The sequence below is a fragment of the Ardenticatena maritima genome, from assembly GCF_001306175.1.
In the GTDB taxonomy this organism is placed as follows: Bacteria; Chloroflexota; Anaerolineae; order Ardenticatenales; family Ardenticatenaceae; genus Ardenticatena; species Ardenticatena maritima.
Genome location: NZ_LGKN01000006.1, coordinates 116,225 through 135,724 on the forward strand (window position 1 = coordinate 116,225; position 19,500 = coordinate 135,724).

The 19,500-nt window shown below is 57.4% G+C and carries 9 protein-coding genes; 1 reads left to right on the forward strand and 8 read right to left on the reverse strand.

Annotation, left to right across the window (positions count from 1 at the left end):
- Positions 1-824 precede the first annotated feature (824 nt).
- The 8 genes from SE16_RS11400 to SE16_RS11435 all read right to left on the reverse strand — a co-directional run bounded on the left by SE16_RS11400 (position 825) and on the right by SE16_RS11435 (position 17,906).
- On the reverse strand, positions 825-4,931 hold the full coding sequence (locus SE16_RS11400; RefSeq protein WP_060687619.1) for an adenylate/guanylate cyclase domain-containing protein: 4,107 nt from the start codon (positions 4,929-4,931) through the stop codon (positions 825-827).
- A gap of 282 nt (positions 4,932-5,213) precedes the next feature.
- Complete coding sequence (locus SE16_RS11405) at positions 5,214-6,302, reverse strand: outer membrane protein assembly factor BamB family protein (RefSeq protein WP_054492813.1); 1,089 nt, start codon at positions 6,300-6,302, stop codon at positions 5,214-5,216.
- Positions 6,303-6,362: 60 nt separating this feature from the next.
- On the reverse strand, positions 6,363-7,502 hold the full coding sequence (locus SE16_RS11410; protein WP_152918082.1) for a TolB family protein: 1,140 nt from the start codon (positions 7,500-7,502) through the stop codon (positions 6,363-6,365).
- The gene (locus tag SE16_RS11415) at positions 7,499-8,185 is read right to left on the reverse strand and encodes a M23 family metallopeptidase (RefSeq protein ID WP_054492811.1); all 687 of its coding nucleotides are present in this window, start codon (positions 8,183-8,185) and stop codon (positions 7,499-7,501) included. The genes SE16_RS11410 and SE16_RS11415 overlap by 4 nt, the downstream gene beginning before the upstream one ends.
- Entirely contained in the window at positions 8,182-8,943 is a 762-nt protein-coding gene (locus tag SE16_RS11420; protein ID WP_054492810.1) for an alpha/beta fold hydrolase, read from the reverse strand. Before SE16_RS11420 ends, SE16_RS11415 begins: the two co-directional genes overlap by 4 nt.
- 139 nt (positions 8,944-9,082) lie before the next feature.
- A complete protein-coding gene (locus SE16_RS11425) occupies positions 9,083-11,476 on the reverse strand; it encodes a penicillin acylase family protein (protein WP_054492809.1) in 2,394 nt (797 codons plus the stop codon).
- A gap of 231 nt (positions 11,477-11,707) precedes the next feature.
- Positions 11,708-14,920, reverse strand: a complete 3,213-nt coding sequence (locus SE16_RS11430; RefSeq protein WP_054492808.1) for a two-component regulator propeller domain-containing protein — start codon at positions 14,918-14,920, stop codon at positions 11,708-11,710.
- A 103-nt stretch (positions 14,921-15,023) separates the two neighbouring features.
- Entirely contained in the window at positions 15,024-17,906 is a 2,883-nt protein-coding gene (locus SE16_RS11435) for a VWA domain-containing protein (protein WP_060687622.1), read from the reverse strand.
- Between the two features lie 262 nt (positions 17,907-18,168).
- Here SE16_RS11435 and SE16_RS11440 point away from each other — a divergent pair, with 262 nt between their 5' ends.
- On the forward strand, positions 18,169-19,470 hold the full coding sequence (locus tag SE16_RS11440) for a S8 family peptidase (RefSeq protein WP_054492841.1): 1,302 nt from the start codon (positions 18,169-18,171) through the stop codon (positions 19,468-19,470).
- The last annotated feature ends 30 nt before the right edge of the window (positions 19,471-19,500 follow it).

Here is a 19,500-nt window from a genome sequence, read left to right on the forward strand (position 1 = left end):
ACGTATCAGTGTAGACAGGCGCACCTGTACCATCAAACAATACCAATTGACCACTTATAAAAAGTGTTGTCGGATTTTGTATGTGAACCTGTGAGCATACATCCGTGGTTTTGTACAAACCGGGAAAGAGTGAGGTTTGCCCAGTGGGGAAGGGTGGGGTATACGCCACGGCGCCATCAATATTGCTCCCTGACTTTGAGACAATATGCACGACAACGCTTGCAGGTCCCACATTTTCTTCAAACAAGAGCCGACCACTGCCAATAAAAGGCTGCACGCCCAATGCGGCTGGACTCCATTGAAGACGTGCATTTGCGGGAATCATCAAAGGAACCGTTACAGAGAGCGGGCCTTGATGTTCAACAATCTGCAATGTTGCCGTCAACGCAACCGAAAAAGGATTGTAAACGGAAACTTTCGACTCCAATGAGCCTGAGTAGATCAGCAAAGGCAATGGTGTGTCCAAAGAAAACCACGGCGGTGTTTCATATGCTGCGGCAGCGATTGGCGTAGATTGGGCGCTCTTCGTTTCCAGCGGCGTTTTGAGCGCCGAAGGTGTAAAAGATGTCGAAGAAGAAGCTTGCACAACGGAAACACGTTGGATGACCAACACACTCAGGGTGGCCAAAACGAGGATGAAACCCACATAGAACGCAAACGTGAGAGCCAGCAACCGGCGCGAGGGGAACATAAGAAGCCTCCTTTTGAGATACAGAAAAAATGAAAAGTGTCAAGAGCCTGTCTATCCTTTCGTATCCCGGCACCTCCGCGAAAATCACTTTTACCCTTTCTGCGCCATGCGGAAACCATTCACCACCTTCACCCTACTCCCAATCCTCATCTTGCAACTGCGCCAGCTCATGCATGGCGCCTATCTGCTCAAATAAGGCGCGTGCACGCTCACGGTATTGATACGCCTCATCAAATGCCTGGCGGGCGATTGCCAGCCGACTGAGTACGACATAGGTTTGCGCCAATTCGTAAGGCGATTCCACATCCTGTAAAGCGTCCAACGCACGCTCCAAACAGCGTGCAGCATCTTTCAACCGCGAAGCATGCAAGGCAATCTGCCCCAAAATGCGTAAAGCAATTCCCTCTTCGAGTTGCATTTTTTGCCGGCGTGCCATCTCCAGCGAGACCTCAGCGGCCGCCTGCGCCTCGGTCAAGTGCCCTATACCAAGCCAGCATTCCGCTTTGTGCCGCATAACCTCCACTAACCAATCTTCCACCCCCAATTCATGCAGCAACGCCTCACTGGCGTTCAAATGCTGCATAGCTGCGTGCCACTGCTGTTTCTTCATCGCAACGACCGCCAAATTGTTATGCAGGACAGCCTGACCAAATGCCGAGCCTAATTCTTCCCAAATCTGCATACTTTGCTCATACGCTTCTTGCGCACGCTCAAAATCCCCCTGGTAGAGATACACTTCACCTAAATTATTTGCCATTACGCCAACGCCATATACATCACCAATTCGTTTTTTGAGCTCCATCCCCTTGTTATAAAAAAGCGCCGCATCATCTAAACGCCCCCAATCAAAATACACGTTTCCTAAAGTAATATGGGCTTGAGATAACCCTTGAATATCTTCCAATTCCTCATACATTTTGGCGCTTTGATGCGCCAAGTCGGCGGCTTCTTCCAGTTTTCCAAAACGCCGTGCAATTTCCGCCATGAGGAAGAGCAAGTGTGCGCGGGTACGTTTGGAAGAGTCGGTATCCAGGTGTGCCAGTTCCGCTAATCCACGGCGGCACCATGCAAGCGCTTTATCGTTCGCGCCCAGACGATGATAAATGCCCGCCCCAAGACGATAGAGACGCGCCGCCTGCAAATGCGCTTCAGGCGCTTCCTGCAACTCGGCCAATCCCTGCTCGACAAGGGCAAGCGCTTTCTCAAACTCGCTCTGTTTCTCCATCACTTCGGCCATATGCAAGAAGAGGTCGGCACGGCGTGGGGCATGTTCCGACGGTGCAAAGGCGTGCGGCAATACGCTTTCGGCCTGCCGATAGGCGGCCATGGCCTCATCGTATTCGCCAATCAGGCTGAGCGACGCCCCCAAGTGCGCCAGGGCATCAAACTGCAACGCGAACATCTCGGAAGGCGAGGGGGACAACCTGGCAATGGCTTTCAACGCCCGGCGAAACATGGCCACTGCGGTCTCATTCGCGTATTCCCGTTGCGCCATTGCCCCGGCTTGAAAGGCATAAACCGCTGCTTTTTCCCACACTTCCCCTTCGTAGAAGTGGTACGCCAGCATCGCGGCCACGGCTGCTGTGAAGTCGTGGCTGCTGGTACGTTCGAGGTAGTCGGCAATTTGGCGGTGAAGCACACGACGCCGCGAGAAGGAGAGGCTCTGGTGCGCCACTTCCTGCGTCAATGTGTGGGCAAATGTGTATGTCGGTACGGTGCTAAACGATTCGCTCAACAATAAACCCCGTTCAACAAGGCGCGCCAAACTCTGGTGAACATGCTCGTGGGGATAAATAGCGGTCAACAAATCAAGCGAGAAGGTTTGCCCAATACAGGCCGCTGTCTGCAAGACACGCCGTTCTTGCTCTGGCAGGCGATCAATGCGACTTTGAAGCAAGTTGTGAATGGTGTCCGGAACTTGCTCATCAAAAGGTGACTCAAAGATGAGATGCTCCGCCTCGTGGCGTACCATGGCGTTTTCTTGCAAAGTGCGCGCCAACTCCTGAGCAAAGAGCGGATTGCCTTGTGATTTCTGGAAGACAAATGTGCGCAACTCTTCGGGAATATCCAGCGTGTGCAAAAGATTGGCAATCAACTGCGCGATATCCTCAACGGTCAGCGGTTCAAGGCGAATGTGGGTTCCCCACGGTTGCCATTGCTGCCCGAATGCGTCTCTTGGGCGATGGACAGCGCACAGCAAAATGGGTTGGCTGGAGATACGTGGCAAGATGGTGTTGAGCAAATCAAGCGAGGCGTCATCCGCCCATTGCGCATCTTCAATAAAAATTGCCAGCCCAGGAAGCGGGATATTCGCTTCGAGGAGCCGCCACACGACTTCAAAAAGGCGCTGGCGTCGCAATTGCGGGGGCAATGCAGCGGTAAACGAGGTATCCGGGATGGGAATGCCCAGCATTTCGCCGACCAACGGCGCCCACTCCTCGGCGTCAATTTCGGCCAGCGCCGCACGCACATGGGCTTCGGTATTTTCGTTGGGGAGATCGAGCAAGGTGCGCAAAATATCCACCCAGGGCATATACGGCACTTCGCGGCTGTATGAGAGACAAATGGTGAGGATGGTCACCAGGCCGCGCTGTCCCATCCGCCGCACAACTTCCCCCACCAAGCGCGATTTGCCCACCCCCGCCTCGCCTTCAACATGAATGAAGCGGCCATGCCCGCTGAGCACCGCATCTATGGCTTCATCGAACAGGCGCAATTCTTTCTTGCGGTTGACGAGAGGGTATTCCCACCGCCATTCCATCCCGCCACTTTTGGGCTCCACCGCGCGATAGAGCATCAATGGCGCACGTTTTCCTTTGACGCGGCGGGCTTCCAGCGGCCAAATCACGATATTCTGGCGCACTTGCTGCATGGTTGCCTCTGTCAGCACGACCGTGCCCGGCTCGGCAACACTCATCACCCGATATGCTGTGTTGACTTCGTCGCCCATGACGGTGTACTCACGGCGTTGCATGCCACCCACATTGCCGGCAAACACAAAACCGGTATTCAAACCGATGCCATGCGCCATCTCATCAGGCCACCCTTGCCGCAATGCCTGCTCTCGCACGGCGCTGAGCATGTTCAGCGCCGCCAGGGTTGCCCGCTGTGCATCGTCTTCATGAGCGCGTGGCGCGCCAAATGTTGCCATGATCTGCAAGCCGGTGGGGCTGACACTGAGTTTGTTGACAATTCCCTCATAGCGACGAATACAATCGCTCATGCATGTGAAATAGCCGTTCAGAATCTCCGACACGTGTTCAGGTGTATAGTGGTCCAGTGCCTTGCTGATGGCGGCGATGGCCGGCATTTCAGCAAACACGATCGTCGCCCAGCGTACTTCATCCAACACATCGGGCGTTTCCGGCGAAAGACGCAAACGCTCCAACAGGCCAAACGGCAAAAATGGTGTGAGCAGGTGCAGACGATGCGCCAGCCAGGCGATATCATCTTCCAGGGAGGCGTTTGGAGGGGTATAGGTCAATTGCGGCCACACGACACCAGCATACTCCGGCAGCGGCGATTCAGGAATATGGAGATACGCGAATGATGGCGCTTCGGGATGGGGTGTCAGACGTAAACGCGAAGATACGCTTTCCGCTGTATAAGCGTCAACGACAATTTCACCCGCGTTTGCGAATGATTCAGCCCGCCCCATACGCTGTAACGCGGGTCCCAGAATGGCGAGTTCGCGTTTCCTTTCATCCCCCAGAATATCGAGAAAGAGGGTTCCACTGCCAATACCAATGGACATGAAAAGCGGAAACGTCTCGCCTTCAACATCAACGGCCATTGGGGAATGGCGTAACTGTTGCTGCACACGCAAAGCGGTCAAACAAGCACGCCAGGCATGGTCAACGCCCTCAAAAAAGATGAGCGACGCATCACCGCCAAATTTCAGCACAGAGCCACCGTAGCGTGCTGAGATGAGCGCAATGCGATCGAAGTAGGCGTTGACGGCTTGGGTAATCACTTCCGCCCCTTCGCGCGCCAATTCCGACTGACGCAAGCGCTCCGAAAGGCGCGTGAAGCCGGACACATCAGCAAAAAGAACGCTCCCCTCGCACAGTGTGGCGCGCGGCAAACGCCCTTCTTGCACAACCGGCATACGCACCCATTGCGGCACATACGTGCTCACGGTGCGGAGAAGAGTTTGCAAACGCGCACGCACGGCAGGAAGTGCAATGCTCGCGGGCTCGTCTCCCAAAAACGGCGATACGTCCACATAATGCGTATGCATCCTACCCCCTTATAGGCGAAAAAGAGCCCCCCCACGTCAAAAATACAACACAAAAAGAGAGTGCTCAATTGGACTTTTGTACCTTATAAAACGCTAGGTATTGGGGACTTTTGAGGAAAAAGGGGTTTGTAATCTTAAAAAGAGGGGATAACAGAAGATTAATATCAAAAGGCATATCAGCTGGCAAGAAAAAAATGATCTGACATGACAATAAAGGTATTTAAAAAATCAGCTTCTCACTTCGGCAAAGTGAGAGGCTGATGCTTTGCTACACGCCGCTTTTCAGGGACGTACCGCATAGACACGCCGGTCGAAACTCCCGAAGTAGAGCACATCCCGCGCAACAATCGGCGATGACCAGATCTCGCCATAGGTGCGAAAGCGCCAGCGTTCCTCCCCTGTATGCGCATCCACTCCGTACATGACCCCATCCCAATCGCCGAAATAGACCACGCCGTCAGCAATGGCGGGCGAAGTGAAAATAGTATCCGACGCCTGAAAGCGCCACCGCTCATCTCCGGTAGCGGTATCCAGGGCGTAGAGTAGGCCGCTTTCATCACCGATGTACAGCAGGCCGTCTTGAATCGCGGGAGAGGAAGCGACTTCGCCAGCGGTTTGCACACGCCAACGCTCCACACCGCTTTGCGCATCAAGCGCATAGACATACGTATCGGCGCTTCCAAAGAAGACCATGCCATCCGCTACGGCTGGCGAACCTATCACTTCACCTTGCACATTGAATTCCCACACCAATTCGCCGTTTTCAATGTCCAGTGCATAGAGCCGCCGCCAGGAATCGCCAATGTAGAGCACGCCATCGGCAACGACGGGTGATGACCAGATTTCACCGCCGGCGGCAAACGACCAGCGCAATGTGCCGGTTTCCAGATCAAGCGCGTGGACTTTGCGATCCTGACCGCCGTAATAGAGCGTTGTCCCGACAAGCGCCGGTGAAGAGACAATGCCGCCGCCCGAACGAAACTCGAAGCGCTTTTCGCCTGTGCGGGTATCCAGCCCATAGATGCGGTTGTCCAACCCGCCAACATAAACGGTATGCCCTTTCACCACCGGCGAAGAGACCACACTCCCCTGCGTTTCAAAGCGCCAGCGTTCGCGCCCATCGGCCAACTCGATGGCGTACAGATGATTGTCTGTACTGCCCACAAAAAGCGCACCATCCGCGATGACCGGGGATGACAAAATGCGCCCATCGGTTTTGAACTCCCACGTCCCTTGGGGTTGGTCGGCGGGCACGGAAAAAACGCCCGTATGCGCAGCATTCCCCCGAAACATAGCCATCTCGGGCGCACGCGCGGCACACGCCGTCAACAGAAGCACCCCCACCACGCCCACCCAGCGCAAACTGTTCATGCGCGCTCCTCTCTCTGTTTTCATGTGGCAGTCCTTAGACAGCCCCCAAATGCGGGTTTCTTACCTGCCCGGTAGCGGCAACCAGTACAGGCTCAAATCAGTTGCGGAGACATACACCATCCCGGAACGGTCGGGCGCAAAGGCAAAGTTGTTTTGCGCCACCTTGAAGGGCGTTTGCGCCGGGTCAGTGAGGGCTTCATCAGCCCCCGTGGAAATGGTATAGCGACGTATCTGGTGCGATTCAGCCGCCGCCTGGAATGGCAAATACAGAATATGGTCGCCGTCTTCCCACGCATACGCGCCAAACCAGGGCAATTTTTGCGGTTCGCCGCCATCCAGCGGCAACAACCACATGCCATTTCGTTCGCGCACCTGGTCTTGTGCGACAAAAAAGAGCAGAAAACCCCCATCAGGCGCAAGACGCTCGGAACGCATCCGCGCCGCGCGGAACAGTTCCACGCGCGTCTCTGTGGCGGCATTGTAGCGCTCCAAGACGCGCACAGTCTCATCATCCTCAGCGGTGCGTTCCAGCAGCCACGTGCCATCCGGCAGAAGCGCCACCACACCGCCCCCTTGCAGGCGCAACACCTCGCGCGCTTCGCTGCCATCAAGCCGCGCCTGCCAGACACGAGTGATACGCTGGTCGAAGGGGATACTGCTGTCGGAATCGCGCACACTCCACAAGATATGTTCGCCGTCGGGCAGCAGGCTCACCGAGCGCCCTTCTGTGGGGGGGCGATACTGCATACCATCGCGGCGGTCTTCAATCACCACCTGCTCGCCTTCCCAAAACACAAAATAGCGCCCATCGCCCATGTAATAGCCGATGCGTGTTTCGATGCGTTCCGGTGCCCCTCCGGTGAGCGGTACGGCATAATAGCCTGTGGGGGCTTCCGGCGACGGCTTGTCAAGGAACGCCACACGCCCATCATCGAGAAAGAAGGGCGCCCAGCAACAACCGGGGGCGTTGGTGAGTTGGCGCGGCTGTGGCACCGGGGTGGGCGTGGGAGACGGCGACGCCGTGGGCGTGGGCGCGGGCGTTGGGGTGAACGTGGCGCGCGCCACAATTTCGGCAGGCGTCATCGTCGCGCTGGGCAGGTCGGCATCAGCAGACGTGGGCGCTGTGGGTGTCGGGCGTGCAGTACACGCCAGCATGAACGCCAGCGCAAGCAAAGGGACGAGCAAAGCAAATCGTTTCATCGGCGGAACCCCCGCGGCCATGATTCGGCATAATCGTTGAGGAGTGGACCGCCAAAGCGCACATCGGGTTGGTCGTCAATGCGTTGCCAACGCCGCGGGTCGGTCAAATCACGCGCAAATTGATGGCCGCCCGTGCCGTAGAGCAGCAGGCTATCCCAATCGGCGTCAATGAGCGGCACAGGGTTGTAGGCTTCTGTGTGGGCGTTGTTGCGAATTTCAAGGTGCAAGTGTGGAGCGGAATGGCACGTGCCAAACGAATCACCGCTGAGCGCCACCACTTCGCCGGCGCGTACCCGTTGCCCCACGGCGAGCGCAGGCTTTTCGAGCAAGTGCCCATAAAATGAGGAGTACCCGTTGGCATGGTCAATCATCAGGTTGTGGGGTGCAGCGCCATGCGGACCATCCACCTCGCTGACCACACCGTCGCCAATCGCCACAACGAGCGTACCACACGGCGCGAGAAAGTCTATGCCAAAGTGTACCCCTTGACCGGCGCGGTAGGTGCTGGTGCGCTGGAAAAAGGCGCCGATGGTGTTGCCGTACATTTGCCCAACAAGCCACGTTTCGGGACCGGGGGGCAGGTTGAACGGCAGGCGGAAGGGCGGCGTCGCGGATTGGGCGTGTGCGGGACGCCACACGAGCGCCAGGCTGAACCAGACCGCCACCAAGAGCCACTTTTTCATGCAGAAACCTCCGCCGGATAATGATGTTTCAAGAAGCGCACAACCTCCAGGTCGAAGCAGTCGCGCCGCCAGGTGTTGGCGGCTGTGACGTGAGTGGCGTTTGGCAGCACCCAGAGCGCCGCGGTCGGGATGGTGCGGTACATGGCGAGGGCGGCGTCAAGCGGCACCAACGGGTCGCGATCGCCCACGATGATGAGCGTCGGCGCGGTAATGCGGCGCAGGTCGTCCAGTGTGTGGCGGTGGTCAGTGGTCTCGGGGTTGAAAAGGTCGGCGACACGTTGAATAACCTGTCGCCAGGCGTCCGGGCCGCCTTGGGGCGTGTGAATCTGGCTGAGCCATTTGTCCAATCCCACCTGTCGCCACCGTTCGGGGTTGGCGATGTCGAGCGTGTGCCGATAGAGCGCGGGGTCTTTGGTGTAGTGAACGCGGTACAAAATGAGCCGCGAGACACGCTCCGGGGCGTCAAGGATGAGCCGCAAGGCAACAGCGCCGCCCATCGAAGAGCCGAGGACATGCGCTTCAGCAATGTCCAGGTCGTCCAGCAGGGTGCGTACAGCACGCGCCATTGCCCCGATGGAGAGCGGTTCATTTTCCGGCAAGGGGCTACGCCCATGCCCGGGCAAATCCGGCGCGATGACGCGAAAATGCTTGGCAAATGCGGGAATGTGGCGCCGCCATTCTTCACTGCTCATGCCGCCACTGTGCAATAGCAGCAGCGCAGGACCTTCTCCCTCTTCAATGAAGTAAAGCGTTGTCATTGCCTTCCTCCTGTGTGAGATGGGGCATAGTGTAGTCAAGCCGCGTCAGGCAACAATCGGCACGCCGCCAAAATGGACGAAAACGCCCACCAGCATGCGCCGGTGGGCGTGGTTCCGCTCTCGCTGATGGGCTGGCTGGTTATTGCTGCGGACGCAACTCCAAACGCTGGGTAGCCGCCGCTTCAACCGCTTCGCGGGTCCACGGGAGCGGTGCGTACTCCATTGTCAGCCACATTGGCGCAAAATCACCATAATGCGGATGGAAGACATGCCCGCTTTGCCCCACGGTAATCACCACACGCGACGCGTCCCAATTGCCCACGTCAAAGAGTTCGCGATAGCCCGGACCACCACGCACAGCAAACGAGTTGCCAAACACAAAGGAGTTGGCATTGGGCGTCTGATTGTCGCCGGGGGTGGGACCGGCTTCAACATTGAAGAAGCGATTGAGGGGTGAAATGTCGCCAAACACGTTGTGCTTGAAGGTGGTGGTGTGCAAACGCCCCCATGTCCACTCGTGGACCAGGTCGCCTTGTTGACGCCCCCACCATTCCACAGTGGCGGCAAGCGCGCGCGCCATGATGTCGTCGCGCGTTTCTTGTTCGGGGGTCGTCTGGTCGTCCCACCATGCATTGTCGGCGGGCTGTTGCAAGAGCCATTCCATGAATTGGTAATGGCGATGTGTTTGAGCGAGATAGTCGTCGCGCAACGCTTCGGGCAAGTCATCGGCGACGGTGGCTTCAATCAGTTTCCAGTACGCCACTTCAAAAATGCCCGCCGCCGCCGAATCGGCGTCCAGGCGGTAATCCCACTCGCGCAAGGCGTCTTGGGCGCGCTGGGCGATGATGTCATCCGTCTGGACAGCCAGCAAGTGCGGCACAATCTGCTGTGCGGGAATGCTGACGATATCAGCCTGGATCGCCGCCATATCGTCCAACGAGAGGCGCTCTTTGGCGGTCAACCCCTCTTCGATACGGCGGGCACGGTTCGGTGTAGACCAAAACGTGCTGATGTAGTAGGGGTATGAATCGGGTACGGGTTTGTGGTTGGCGGTTGCCACGTACCCGCGCGCCGGGTTGAAAGTGTGGGGCAGTTCATCAAAGGGGATAAAGTCCACCCATTCGTACTCATCCGTCCAGCCCGGCACAGGCGTATCCCCCACCCCGTTCGCACGAATGGGGACTTTGCCTGCGCCGTAGTAGCCAATGTTGCCGTCCACGTCGGCATAGACGAAGTTTTGCATGGGCGCATCCCAGTTTTGCAACGCGGCGCGGAATTCGTCCCAGTTTTGGGCTGTGTTGACGGGGTACATGGCATCAATCAGCGTGTTGGGCTGGGCGGTGGCCAGCCACTGCATGGCAACCGGTTGCTCCAGGTCAAGCACATCGTTGACCAGTGGTCCATGGCGCGACAGTTTGACGTCTACCACAACCGGTTCGGCGCGCCCTTTCACACGGATTTCTTCATGCACGATCTCAAAGGGCACGTATTCACCGTTGACTTCGTATTCGTTGGGATTGTCGGGGTTGAGCCGCTCGATGTAAAGGTCCATCACGTCGGCGGCAAGGTTGGTCATGCCCCAGGCGATACGCTCGTTATGCCCGATGACCACACCGGGAATGCCCGGCAACGTCGCGCCGGTGGAGTTGTAAGTCGGCGCATGCAGCGCCATCAAGTACCAGATGGCGGGCGTACCAAACGCCAGGTGCGGGTCGTTCGCCAGCAAGGGGCGTCCCGTTTCGCTGCGTGAGGGCGCGACCACCCAGTTGTTGCTCCCCCACCCTTGGGCGACGCCATCCAGCAGAAGCCCGGCTTTGGCAAGCGCACGCTCCACCGCCTCGAAATCGGGCGTGCCAAGGGACAGGTCTTCTTCACGCAGAATGGTGAGCGCGCCGGGCGTGTAGCCGGGGAAGAGTTCGGCGGCACGCTCAGATCCCAAGGCGTCGAGCAGTTGGGCATACAACAGTTCCGAGCGGAAGGAATTGGTGAGGTCCCACTGCATCATCTTCGCCCACGCCAGCGTATCCACAGGCGACCAGGGTTCAGGCTCAACGCCGAGAATGCGGTATTCCAGCGGGTAGCGGCCGCGGTGCGTCGCAATGTAGGCGTTGACGCCGTCGGCGTAGGCCTGCAAGATGGCTTTCGTGGCGTCGCTGGCGTTTTCATAATCTTGCTGCGCCGCGCGATTGGTGCCCACAGTACGCAAAAACATATCAGTTTCCAGCGTGGCTTCTCCCAAAATCTCGCTCAGCCGCCCCAGTCCCACACGGCGCTGGAAATCCATCTGCCACAAGCGATCTTGGGCATGAACATAGCCTTGCGCAAAGAAGAGGTCATGCTCGTTTTCGGCGTAGATGTAGGGGATGCCGTGCGCGTCGCGCAAAACCGTCACGGGGGCTTGCAACCCTTCCAGCGTGAGTGTGCCCTCTGTTTGGGGCCAGGGGCGGCGGATGAACCAGACCCCGCCAACGACGACCACCATCAGCAGAACGAGGAGCGCCCCTACAAACCAACGCAGTGCCCGGCGTGCCATAGCCTCTCTCCTGTGGGTTGATGAGTTGCGGGTTGCGCGCATTGTACGCTGAACGAGTGAATTTGAAAAAAGAATGCACAACAGGCGGCTCTCTCGCAGGCGGCTGGTTGTGTACATGGGGAGAGCGCTTGCAACAGAGAACAAAACGGCGCATCCATGCATGGCGATGCACCGCATAGCGGTTATTTCAACATTCAAAAGCGTGAGACACCACAAGGTATCCCCACGCGCTCAGGCTGAAAGCGACGCCATCAGCACCCGATTGCGGCCACTTTCTTTTGCTTCATAGAGCACGTCGTCAGCTTGCTTGAGCAATGTATCGTGGTCTTGGCCATGGACGGGGTAAATTGAAACACCAATAGAAGCTGTGAGCTGAATGCGCTGGTCATTGTATCGAAAATCCAGCGCTTCGAGGGCTTGTCGAAGAGCCTCAGCACGCTGCATGGCTTCTTCCTCACACACACCAAACAGAACGAGCAAGAACTCTTCACCGCCATAGCGGCATGCCAGATCACCGGAGCGAATACTCTCGCGGAAGAGCGTAGCCGCATGAACAAGGGCGGCATCGCCGGCGGCATGCCCGTATGTATCGTTGATACGCTTGAAGTGGTCAAGGTCTATCAATACAAAAGCGATACACGCATTTTCACGCTGGGCACGACTGAACGCACCTGGTAAAAACTCATCCAAATACCGCCGATTGTGAAGCCCTGTGAGCGGATCCCGAATTGCCTGCTCGCGCACTTTCTGCTGCAAAGCTGTAATCTCGTCCAATTGAATTTGCAAATGGGCGTTGGCGTCCTCTAACTCCTTTTGCGCCTCGCGAAGTTCAGCAGTACGTGCACGCACCCGCTGTTCCAATTCGATATTCCTTTTGCGCATCGTGTGATATCGCCACTGAATGCCGCCAACCAGCATCCCGCTTGCCAGCAAAATGGAAAGCGTACGGAACCACCATGTCGCCCACCAGGGCGGTAAAATCTCAATTTCCAAGCGTGCAGGTTCGGGATTCCATACACCATCATGATTGGCGGCACGCACAAGGAACGTGTATGTGCCCGGAGGAATATTGGTATATGTCGCTTGATGATGAGACGTGGGCGGAGACCAATCTTTGTCAAAGCCTTCCAGTTTATATTGATATTGGTTATGCGTGGATATTTGATAACTTAATGCCGCAAAATGAATTGTAAACACTGATTGGTCGTGCGAAAGCGTTATCTTCTCAGTGTATTCAATGGGCTGCGACAAAATCGCACTGCCAACCTCTACAGGTTTGTTGAACAACTCAAAACCGGTAAAGACAACAGGTGGTTTATATGGGTTGGGCGTCAGACTGTCGGGATAAAAATACACAAGACCATTTGGGCCGCCAAAAAACAGTTCACCGCTCGGAGCGCGATACGTGCTGGCAATATTGAATTGGTCGCCGGGTAATCCGTAGTCCGAATCAAAATTCATAAACGTCTCGGTCTCCACAAGAAAACGGCTCAAACCTCGACCAGTACTCACCCACAATTCCCCAGATTCACCACGCTCAATGCCCATGATCATGCTGGTTGGTAAACCGTCTTCCACGGTATAGTTTCGCCATGTCCCCGTGCGTATATCAAGCCTGCTAAGCCCAGCAGCAGTCGCCGCCCATACGATTTGCTGCTCTTCATCTATGTACACATCATGCACGGTATTGCTCAAGATGCTATTGGGGTCATCGGGATTGTGCCGATAGTGCGTAAATGTTTCCGTTTGCGGGTCGAACACATCCAAGCCGCCTCGCGCTGTGGCAATCCACAGTTGTCCACGCGAATCTCGCTCAATTTCGTAGATTGTGTCCTCACTCAATGAAGTAGGGTCTTGAGGGTCATGCTGATACATCGTGACGACTTGCTCGCGTTGGGGGTCAAAGAGCAGCAAGCCAAACCCCAGCGTACCAACCCACAGACGGCCATTTTCGGCGTCTTCCAGTGCCGTCAGGTATTTTGTCGGAATGCCCGTCTGGTCATTCGGGTCATCCGTGGGGTAATGGCGAAAACCATTCAACAGAGGGTCCCAAAGATTCAGCCCACCACCCGAGGTTGTTACCCACAGTCGGCCATGGGAATCACGATGAATAGAAAAGACATTATTATGCGCCAAACTCAACGGGTCGTTAGAGTCCTTCTGAAAAACTTGTATATCTCTCGCTTTACGATCAATCCGATGCAACCCACCCCCAAACGTGCCAACCCATACAATACCATCTGGTTCTGCCAATATGCCAAATACGTTACTTGCTGAGAGTGAAAGCGGTTCATTCGGGATAACACGATACACCCCAAAGCGCTGAAGCATCGGCGCGAGGATATTCACACCCCCATACCGGCTGGTAATCCAGAGCGCTCCAGAACGGTCTTCGGTCATCCAGAAGACATCATTATGGCTCAGACTAAATGGGTCGGTGGGGTTGTGCTGATACCGTGTAAATGTCCCTGTTTCCGGTGAAAAGAGGTGCAGACCGCCGGTCTCCGTCAACACCCACAATCGCCCGGCGCTATCTTCAAATACATTCCATATGTTATCACTGCTGAGCCCATGTGGGTCCGACGGGTTGGCGCGATAGGCGATAAACGTCCCCTTTTCGCGATCCATCAGATTCAAGCCGCCGCCGCGGGTGCCAACCCAAAAATTACCGCGGCTATCTTCCAACATAGCCCAGACGTTACTCTCGCTGATACTCGTAGGATCTGCGGGGTCGTGCGCAAACGTCGTGAAGTCATCAGAAGCGGGATTATACCGCTGTAATCCATTGCGAGTTGCCACCCAAATTGTACCGGCACGATCTTGATATATGCGCCACACGACGGCGGCCGCCGGCCCACGGGGGTTATCAGGATCGTAGGGGTAATTGTGGAAAAGCCCCGAATCAGGATCGAAGCGGCTTATACCGGCGCGTGTGCCGACCCAAATATTGCCTTCCTGGTCTTCCATGAGCGCCCATACATTGTTATCAATCAGGCTATAGGGGTCGTTCGGGTCATGCTGATAGACTGAAAACACGCCGGTACGCGGATCATATACATTCAAGCCGCCTGTATCAGTTCCAATCCAAATCAAGCCATCGCGGCTTTGGATAATGGCAAAGGAGTTATTCGCGCTTATGCTGTTCTTGCCGGGAATATGCTGGAAGATTTTGAAAGAGATTCCATCGTAGCGTGCGACACCGCCTTCCGTAGCGAACCACATGAAGCCGTCTCGGTCTTGCATAACACTGAGAACAGTGGCACTTGGCAAACCATCCTCGACCGTCAAATGATCAAAACGAAGCTGCGCCCCCGGCACAATGCCTTGCGAGACGCCACGTGCAAAAACCAAATTTTTGCCATACAAAAACAGACCAAGTCCCAACAAAAAGAGGACAACAAGGCTCGCCGCACGGAAGAGACTTGACTTTCGCCGTATTCGCATTGGAGCACACCTACCACATGAGTTTTGGGAGTAGTTTTATATTTATAAGAAAAATATTACAAATTACATTAAATGTTACGATTATTTGAAAGCCAAGCACTCTTTACCGCGCGCCACGCCGTCGCTTTTTCGCCTGCTTGAGGCGCGCAATGGCATCCATATCCTCTTCCGCCGACGGTGCAGGCGGTGCAGTTTTCGTGGTATGAGAAGATGGCGCAGAGGGCGGAGACGTCGGTGGGGAAGGCGGCGGAGCATAGGGGCGCCGTGCCCGCGTCTTCGCCTCAAAAAGGTGCTGTCGCTCAGTTGAACGCTCAGCCGCAAGCGCCGGCTCCACACGCCACTGCTGGATACGTTCTTGCCACCATGCACGCCACGCCGTCAGTCCTTCACGGCGCACGTCCAGGCGGCGCACAGCAATATCCGGCACCAACAAGAGCGCCGACAGAACCAGCAAGAACGGCCAAAGGTCGCGCACACGCACCGCACGCTGACCGGGAGCCGCCCACACCTGCTCAGCCTCAACCGGCAGACGCCCCCCTGTTTCGAGCGCCAGCGTGCGCAAGGTGGTTTCATCTTGCACGGTCAGCTGGTACTCCGGCGAATAGGGGATGACAAACCCCGCCTGGCTTTGTTCAAGCGGCGTCCCGTCTTCATCCGTGCGGATGATGGTCGCCAGATAGGCGCCCGGCTGGTCAAGTTCGAGGAATGTTTCAAACGTATCCGGCGCCACGGGGGGAATCACCATGTCGCGCACAGCGCCGTCAGGCGCAACCAGCCGCAAGCGCGTTTCTCCCGGCTGCGCCGCCAGTTCACGCTCAGCCACCACGCTGATACGCACACCACTCCCCTCAGGCAGAATGCTTGCCTGCAACGCGGTTGATTGCGGCGGCGGGAACGTCCACGCCACAATCTGGCGCATCAACGCCGCGCCTTCTTCATCCTGAATGAGCGCCTGCGCCCAGCGCCCGGTAAAGTCGCTTGTCCAGGCGGCGGCGCGCCCCAAACCATAGCGCCAATGCGCCAGCAGGGGGTCGCCTTGCGGCGTCAACAAGGGCGCAACAGCCGCCGGCTTGCGAGTTGTGCCATTGTAGCCCAGCAACACCGGCCATTGCAGGCGCAAGCCACGCAACACAGGCGAAGGCGACGCCACAACAGGGCGGAACGGTTCCTCAACGATATACCGCCCATAGACACGAATGGTCTCTTTGAGGAAAATTTGCGGAATATCGCCAACATTGGGCGCAGGATAGAAACGCCCCCCACCTTGGGCGGCCAGTTGCGACAATTCTTCAACCGCCGAACCATTGCCGGCGGCGACCACGCTCAACGTAATGCCTTCTTCACGCAAGGCGGCAGCCAGCGCCTGATAGTCCCCCGCACGGCTCCAACCATCCGTCACCAGGATGATATGGCGCACCTTGGCGGGAACGCCCGCCAGTTCTGTTTCGGCGGCTTTCAAACCGGCAAAAATGTTCGTACTCCCTTCGGCGATGAGCGTGCCAATTTGCTCTTCCAATGCCGCACGTCCAGGGAACCGTTGCGGCTCCAACACCCAGCGGGCTTCGCTGTCAAACGCCACAACGCCAATGTAATCGAAATCGCCCAGGGCGGCGGCCGCCTGCAACACAGCGGCTTTGGCGATATCCACCTTGGGAATCCCCGCCAACGCCCGCTGACGCATCGCGTTGGTATCGTTGGGGTCTTCACAATGGCATTGCCCCATGGAACCGCTCTTGTCCACCGCCAGCACCAGCGCAATGTTCGGTTCTTGCTCGCGGGCGCGCACACGCATCTCAACCGGCAACGCCGCTTCCACGGGTGTATCGCTCCACAAGCCCGCGCCAAAACTTTGCGGCCCGCCAATCATGACCAACCCGCCCCCGGTATCACGCACGAACGTCGCCAACGCTTCTTGCGCCGCCGTGGAAACGTCGGGAGCGGGCACATTCACCAGCACCACGCTCTGGTAGCCCGCCAACGTCGTCGCCGAGGTTGGCAACGCCGACGGGGGAATCTGGTCAACCAGCATGTTGGCGGCTTGAAGCGCGGCGACCAACGGCGCGGCCTCTTCCGTCGAACGTGCAACCACCAACACACGCGGCGGACCTTCGACAATCGTAAAGGCTTCGGCGCGGTTGTTCTGCGGGAAGGTATCGCTGTTTTGGGGTTCCAGCACGGCTTGCAAGCGCAAAAAGCCTGTTTGCGAAGCCGGCACCTCAAAGGTCAGCGTCGTTTCCCCCGGCGTCAGTGTCACCTCGCGCGTGGCCCACACCTGGTTCTCGCGCAGCAAGTGGACGCGCACAGCGCCGTTGGTATTGCTCGCCAGAACAACGCGCACATCAAGCCGCTCGCCTTCGCGCGCTGTGGCGGGAACATCCAGGCGCTTCAACGCCACTTCGGGCCCCTGAATGCCCCCTTGAAGCGCTACCACATCAATGGGAATGGCGTAAGCCTGCACGATGGGCAGCAAGGCGCGCCAATCACCCTCGTTGGCTTGCCCATCGCTGAGGAGCACAAAGCGCTTCTGATACTCCGCGGGGAAGAGCGTCAATCCCACTTGCAGCGCCTCGGCAATATCGGTGCGCGTGCGCACGGGAATACTCTCAATGCCCGGTACATCCTGCAACGCGCCAACGGTACGCTCAACCAGCGCATTTTTCCCAAAGACCACGATACCGGCGACATCATGCTCACCCCGCGCCTGCAAAGCCCGCCGCACAAATGTCACCGCCGCTTCCTGCTGAGCGGGGGGCACGCTATCCGAAAGGTCAATGAGAAAGACCACCGCGGTATCGTCCACCGGCAAGCGCACGTGCAAGCCGGCGAGCGCCAGCACCAAAGCGCTCATCAACAGACCACGCAACGCCATGGCGGCCAGTTTGCGCCCCCGTTGTGCAGGGCGGGGCGCACGCCACGCCAGCCAGAGCAACGGCGGCACCAGCACCAAAAGCCAAAGCATGTTGGGGTGGGTTACGGCCAAGCGCATAGGCGATACCTTGTGTGTGGTTGGTTCTTGCGGCTATGATGGCACGAACGCGCGGGGGTGACAAGCAGGTTCATCTATGAAGCCCCTTTCAAGCGAGTAATTCAACACCCCTTATTTGCAAACCTTGCTCAAATCTCATATACTGCCCCCACTTCTGCGAGCCCAAATCTCAACAAAAGGGGGGTGGTGAATCTTCGTATTTCTATGCATTCCTGCTCACATTTTTGCATGCAAATGAAGACCTCTCAAAGGAGCGAGCCTTATGCACGTGCGCCATTCATTCGTGTTCACCTTCGTTGCGCTCTTCATCGCCGCCACTTTTGCACTTTTCAACATCCCCGCTTCGCATTCCGTCGTCGCAGAAAAAAGTGATATCGTCCCTGGGCAGTACATCGTCGTGCTGAATGATTCTGTTTCGGCTTCCGCCCTGCCCGCTGTGGCCAACGAAATGGCCTTGCGCCATGGGCTGGCTGTTGGGCGTTCCTATACCCACGCCATGCGCGGCTTTGTTGCCACAGTCCCGGCCGGGCGCCTGGCCGCCCTGCAAGCCGACCCCCGCGTGCGGGTTGTTGCCCCCGACCGCTACGTCAGTTTCAACCCGAAACCCTGCCGCAACAACTGCGGTGGCGATGGCGGCGGCAGTGGCCCGCAAGAAATCCCGACCGGCATTGACCGCATTGACGCCGAACTGAGCGCCACCGCCAACATTGACGGCGTGGACGACCGCGTGGACGTTGACGTCGCCGTCATTGACACCGGTATCTCGTCGCACCCCGACCTGAATGTGGTGGGCGGATACAACTGCTCCAAAGGCAAACCCTCGAATTACAGCGACGGCAACGGGCACGGCACCCACGTCGCCGGTACGATTGCCGCGCTGGATAACGATTTTGGCGTCGTAGGGGTTGCCCCTGGGGCGCGCCTCTGGGCGGTACGTGTCCTCAACAACGCCGGTTCGGGCACGTTGTCCGACGTGATTTGCGGCATTGACTGGGTGACCGCCAATGCCGACATCATCGAAGTCGCCAACATGAGCCTGGGCGGGAGCGGCAGTGACGATGGGCTTTCCTGCGCCGAAACCAGCGACCCCGAAAAGATTGCACTCTGCAACGCCACCGCCGCGGGTGTGACGTTCGCTGTGGCAGCCGGTAATGAAAGCGACGATACCGCCAACCACACACCAGGGGCGTATGACATGGTCATCACTGTCTCGGCGCTGGCCGACTTTGACGGCAAGCCGGGCGGGCTGGGGTCGCCCACCTGCCGTACAGACGAAGACGACACCTTTGCGAATTTCAGCAACTACGGTGCGGACGTGGACATCATCGCGCCGGGCGTCTGCATCAAGTCCACGTGGAACGACGGTGGGTACAACACCATTAGCGGCACGTCCATGGCGACGCCTCACGTCGCAGGTGCCGCCGCCCTCTACAAAGCCACGCATCCCAGCGCCTCACCCGACCAGGTGAAGAACGCTTTGTTGAGCAGTGGCACGACGGACTGGGACAACAGCGACGATCCCGACGGTATCAAAGAACCGTTGTTGAACGTCGGCGGCTATTGAGCCACACGCACCACCCCTTTGGGCTTGCAG

What these genes read in the sequence shown, in the direction of transcription:
- SE16_RS11420 (WP_054492810.1), bottom strand. Translation starts at nt 8,943, where the DNA reads ATGACAACGCTTTACTTCATTGAAGAGGGAGAAGGTCCTGCGCTGCTG.
- SE16_RS11415 (WP_054492811.1), bottom strand. Translation starts at nt 8,185, where the DNA reads ATGAAAAAGTGGCTCTTGGTGGCGGTCTGGTTCAGCCTGGCGCTCGTG.
- SE16_RS11425 (WP_054492809.1), bottom strand. Translation starts at nt 11,476, where the DNA reads ATGGCACGCCGGGCACTGCGTTGGTTTGTAGGGGCGCTCCTCGTTCTG.
- SE16_RS11410 (WP_152918082.1), bottom strand. Translation starts at nt 7,502, where the DNA reads ATGAAACGATTTGCTTTGCTCGTCCCTTTGCTTGCGCTGGCGTTCATG.
- SE16_RS11405 (WP_054492813.1), bottom strand. Translation starts at nt 6,302, where the DNA reads ATGAACAGTTTGCGCTGGGTGGGCGTGGTGGGGGTGCTTCTGTTGACG.
- SE16_RS11435 (WP_060687622.1), bottom strand. Translation starts at nt 17,906, where the DNA reads ATGCGCTTGGCCGTAACCCACCCCAACATGCTTTGGCTTTTGGTGCTG.
- SE16_RS11440 (WP_054492841.1), top strand. Translation starts at nt 18,169, where the DNA reads ATGCACGTGCGCCATTCATTCGTGTTCACCTTCGTTGCGCTCTTCATC.
- SE16_RS11400 (WP_060687619.1), bottom strand. Translation starts at nt 4,931, where the DNA reads ATGCATACGCATTATGTGGACGTATCGCCGTTTTTGGGAGACGAGCCC.
- SE16_RS11430 (WP_054492808.1), bottom strand. Translation starts at nt 14,920, where the DNA reads ATGCGAATACGGCGAAAGTCAAGTCTCTTCCGTGCGGCGAGCCTTGTT.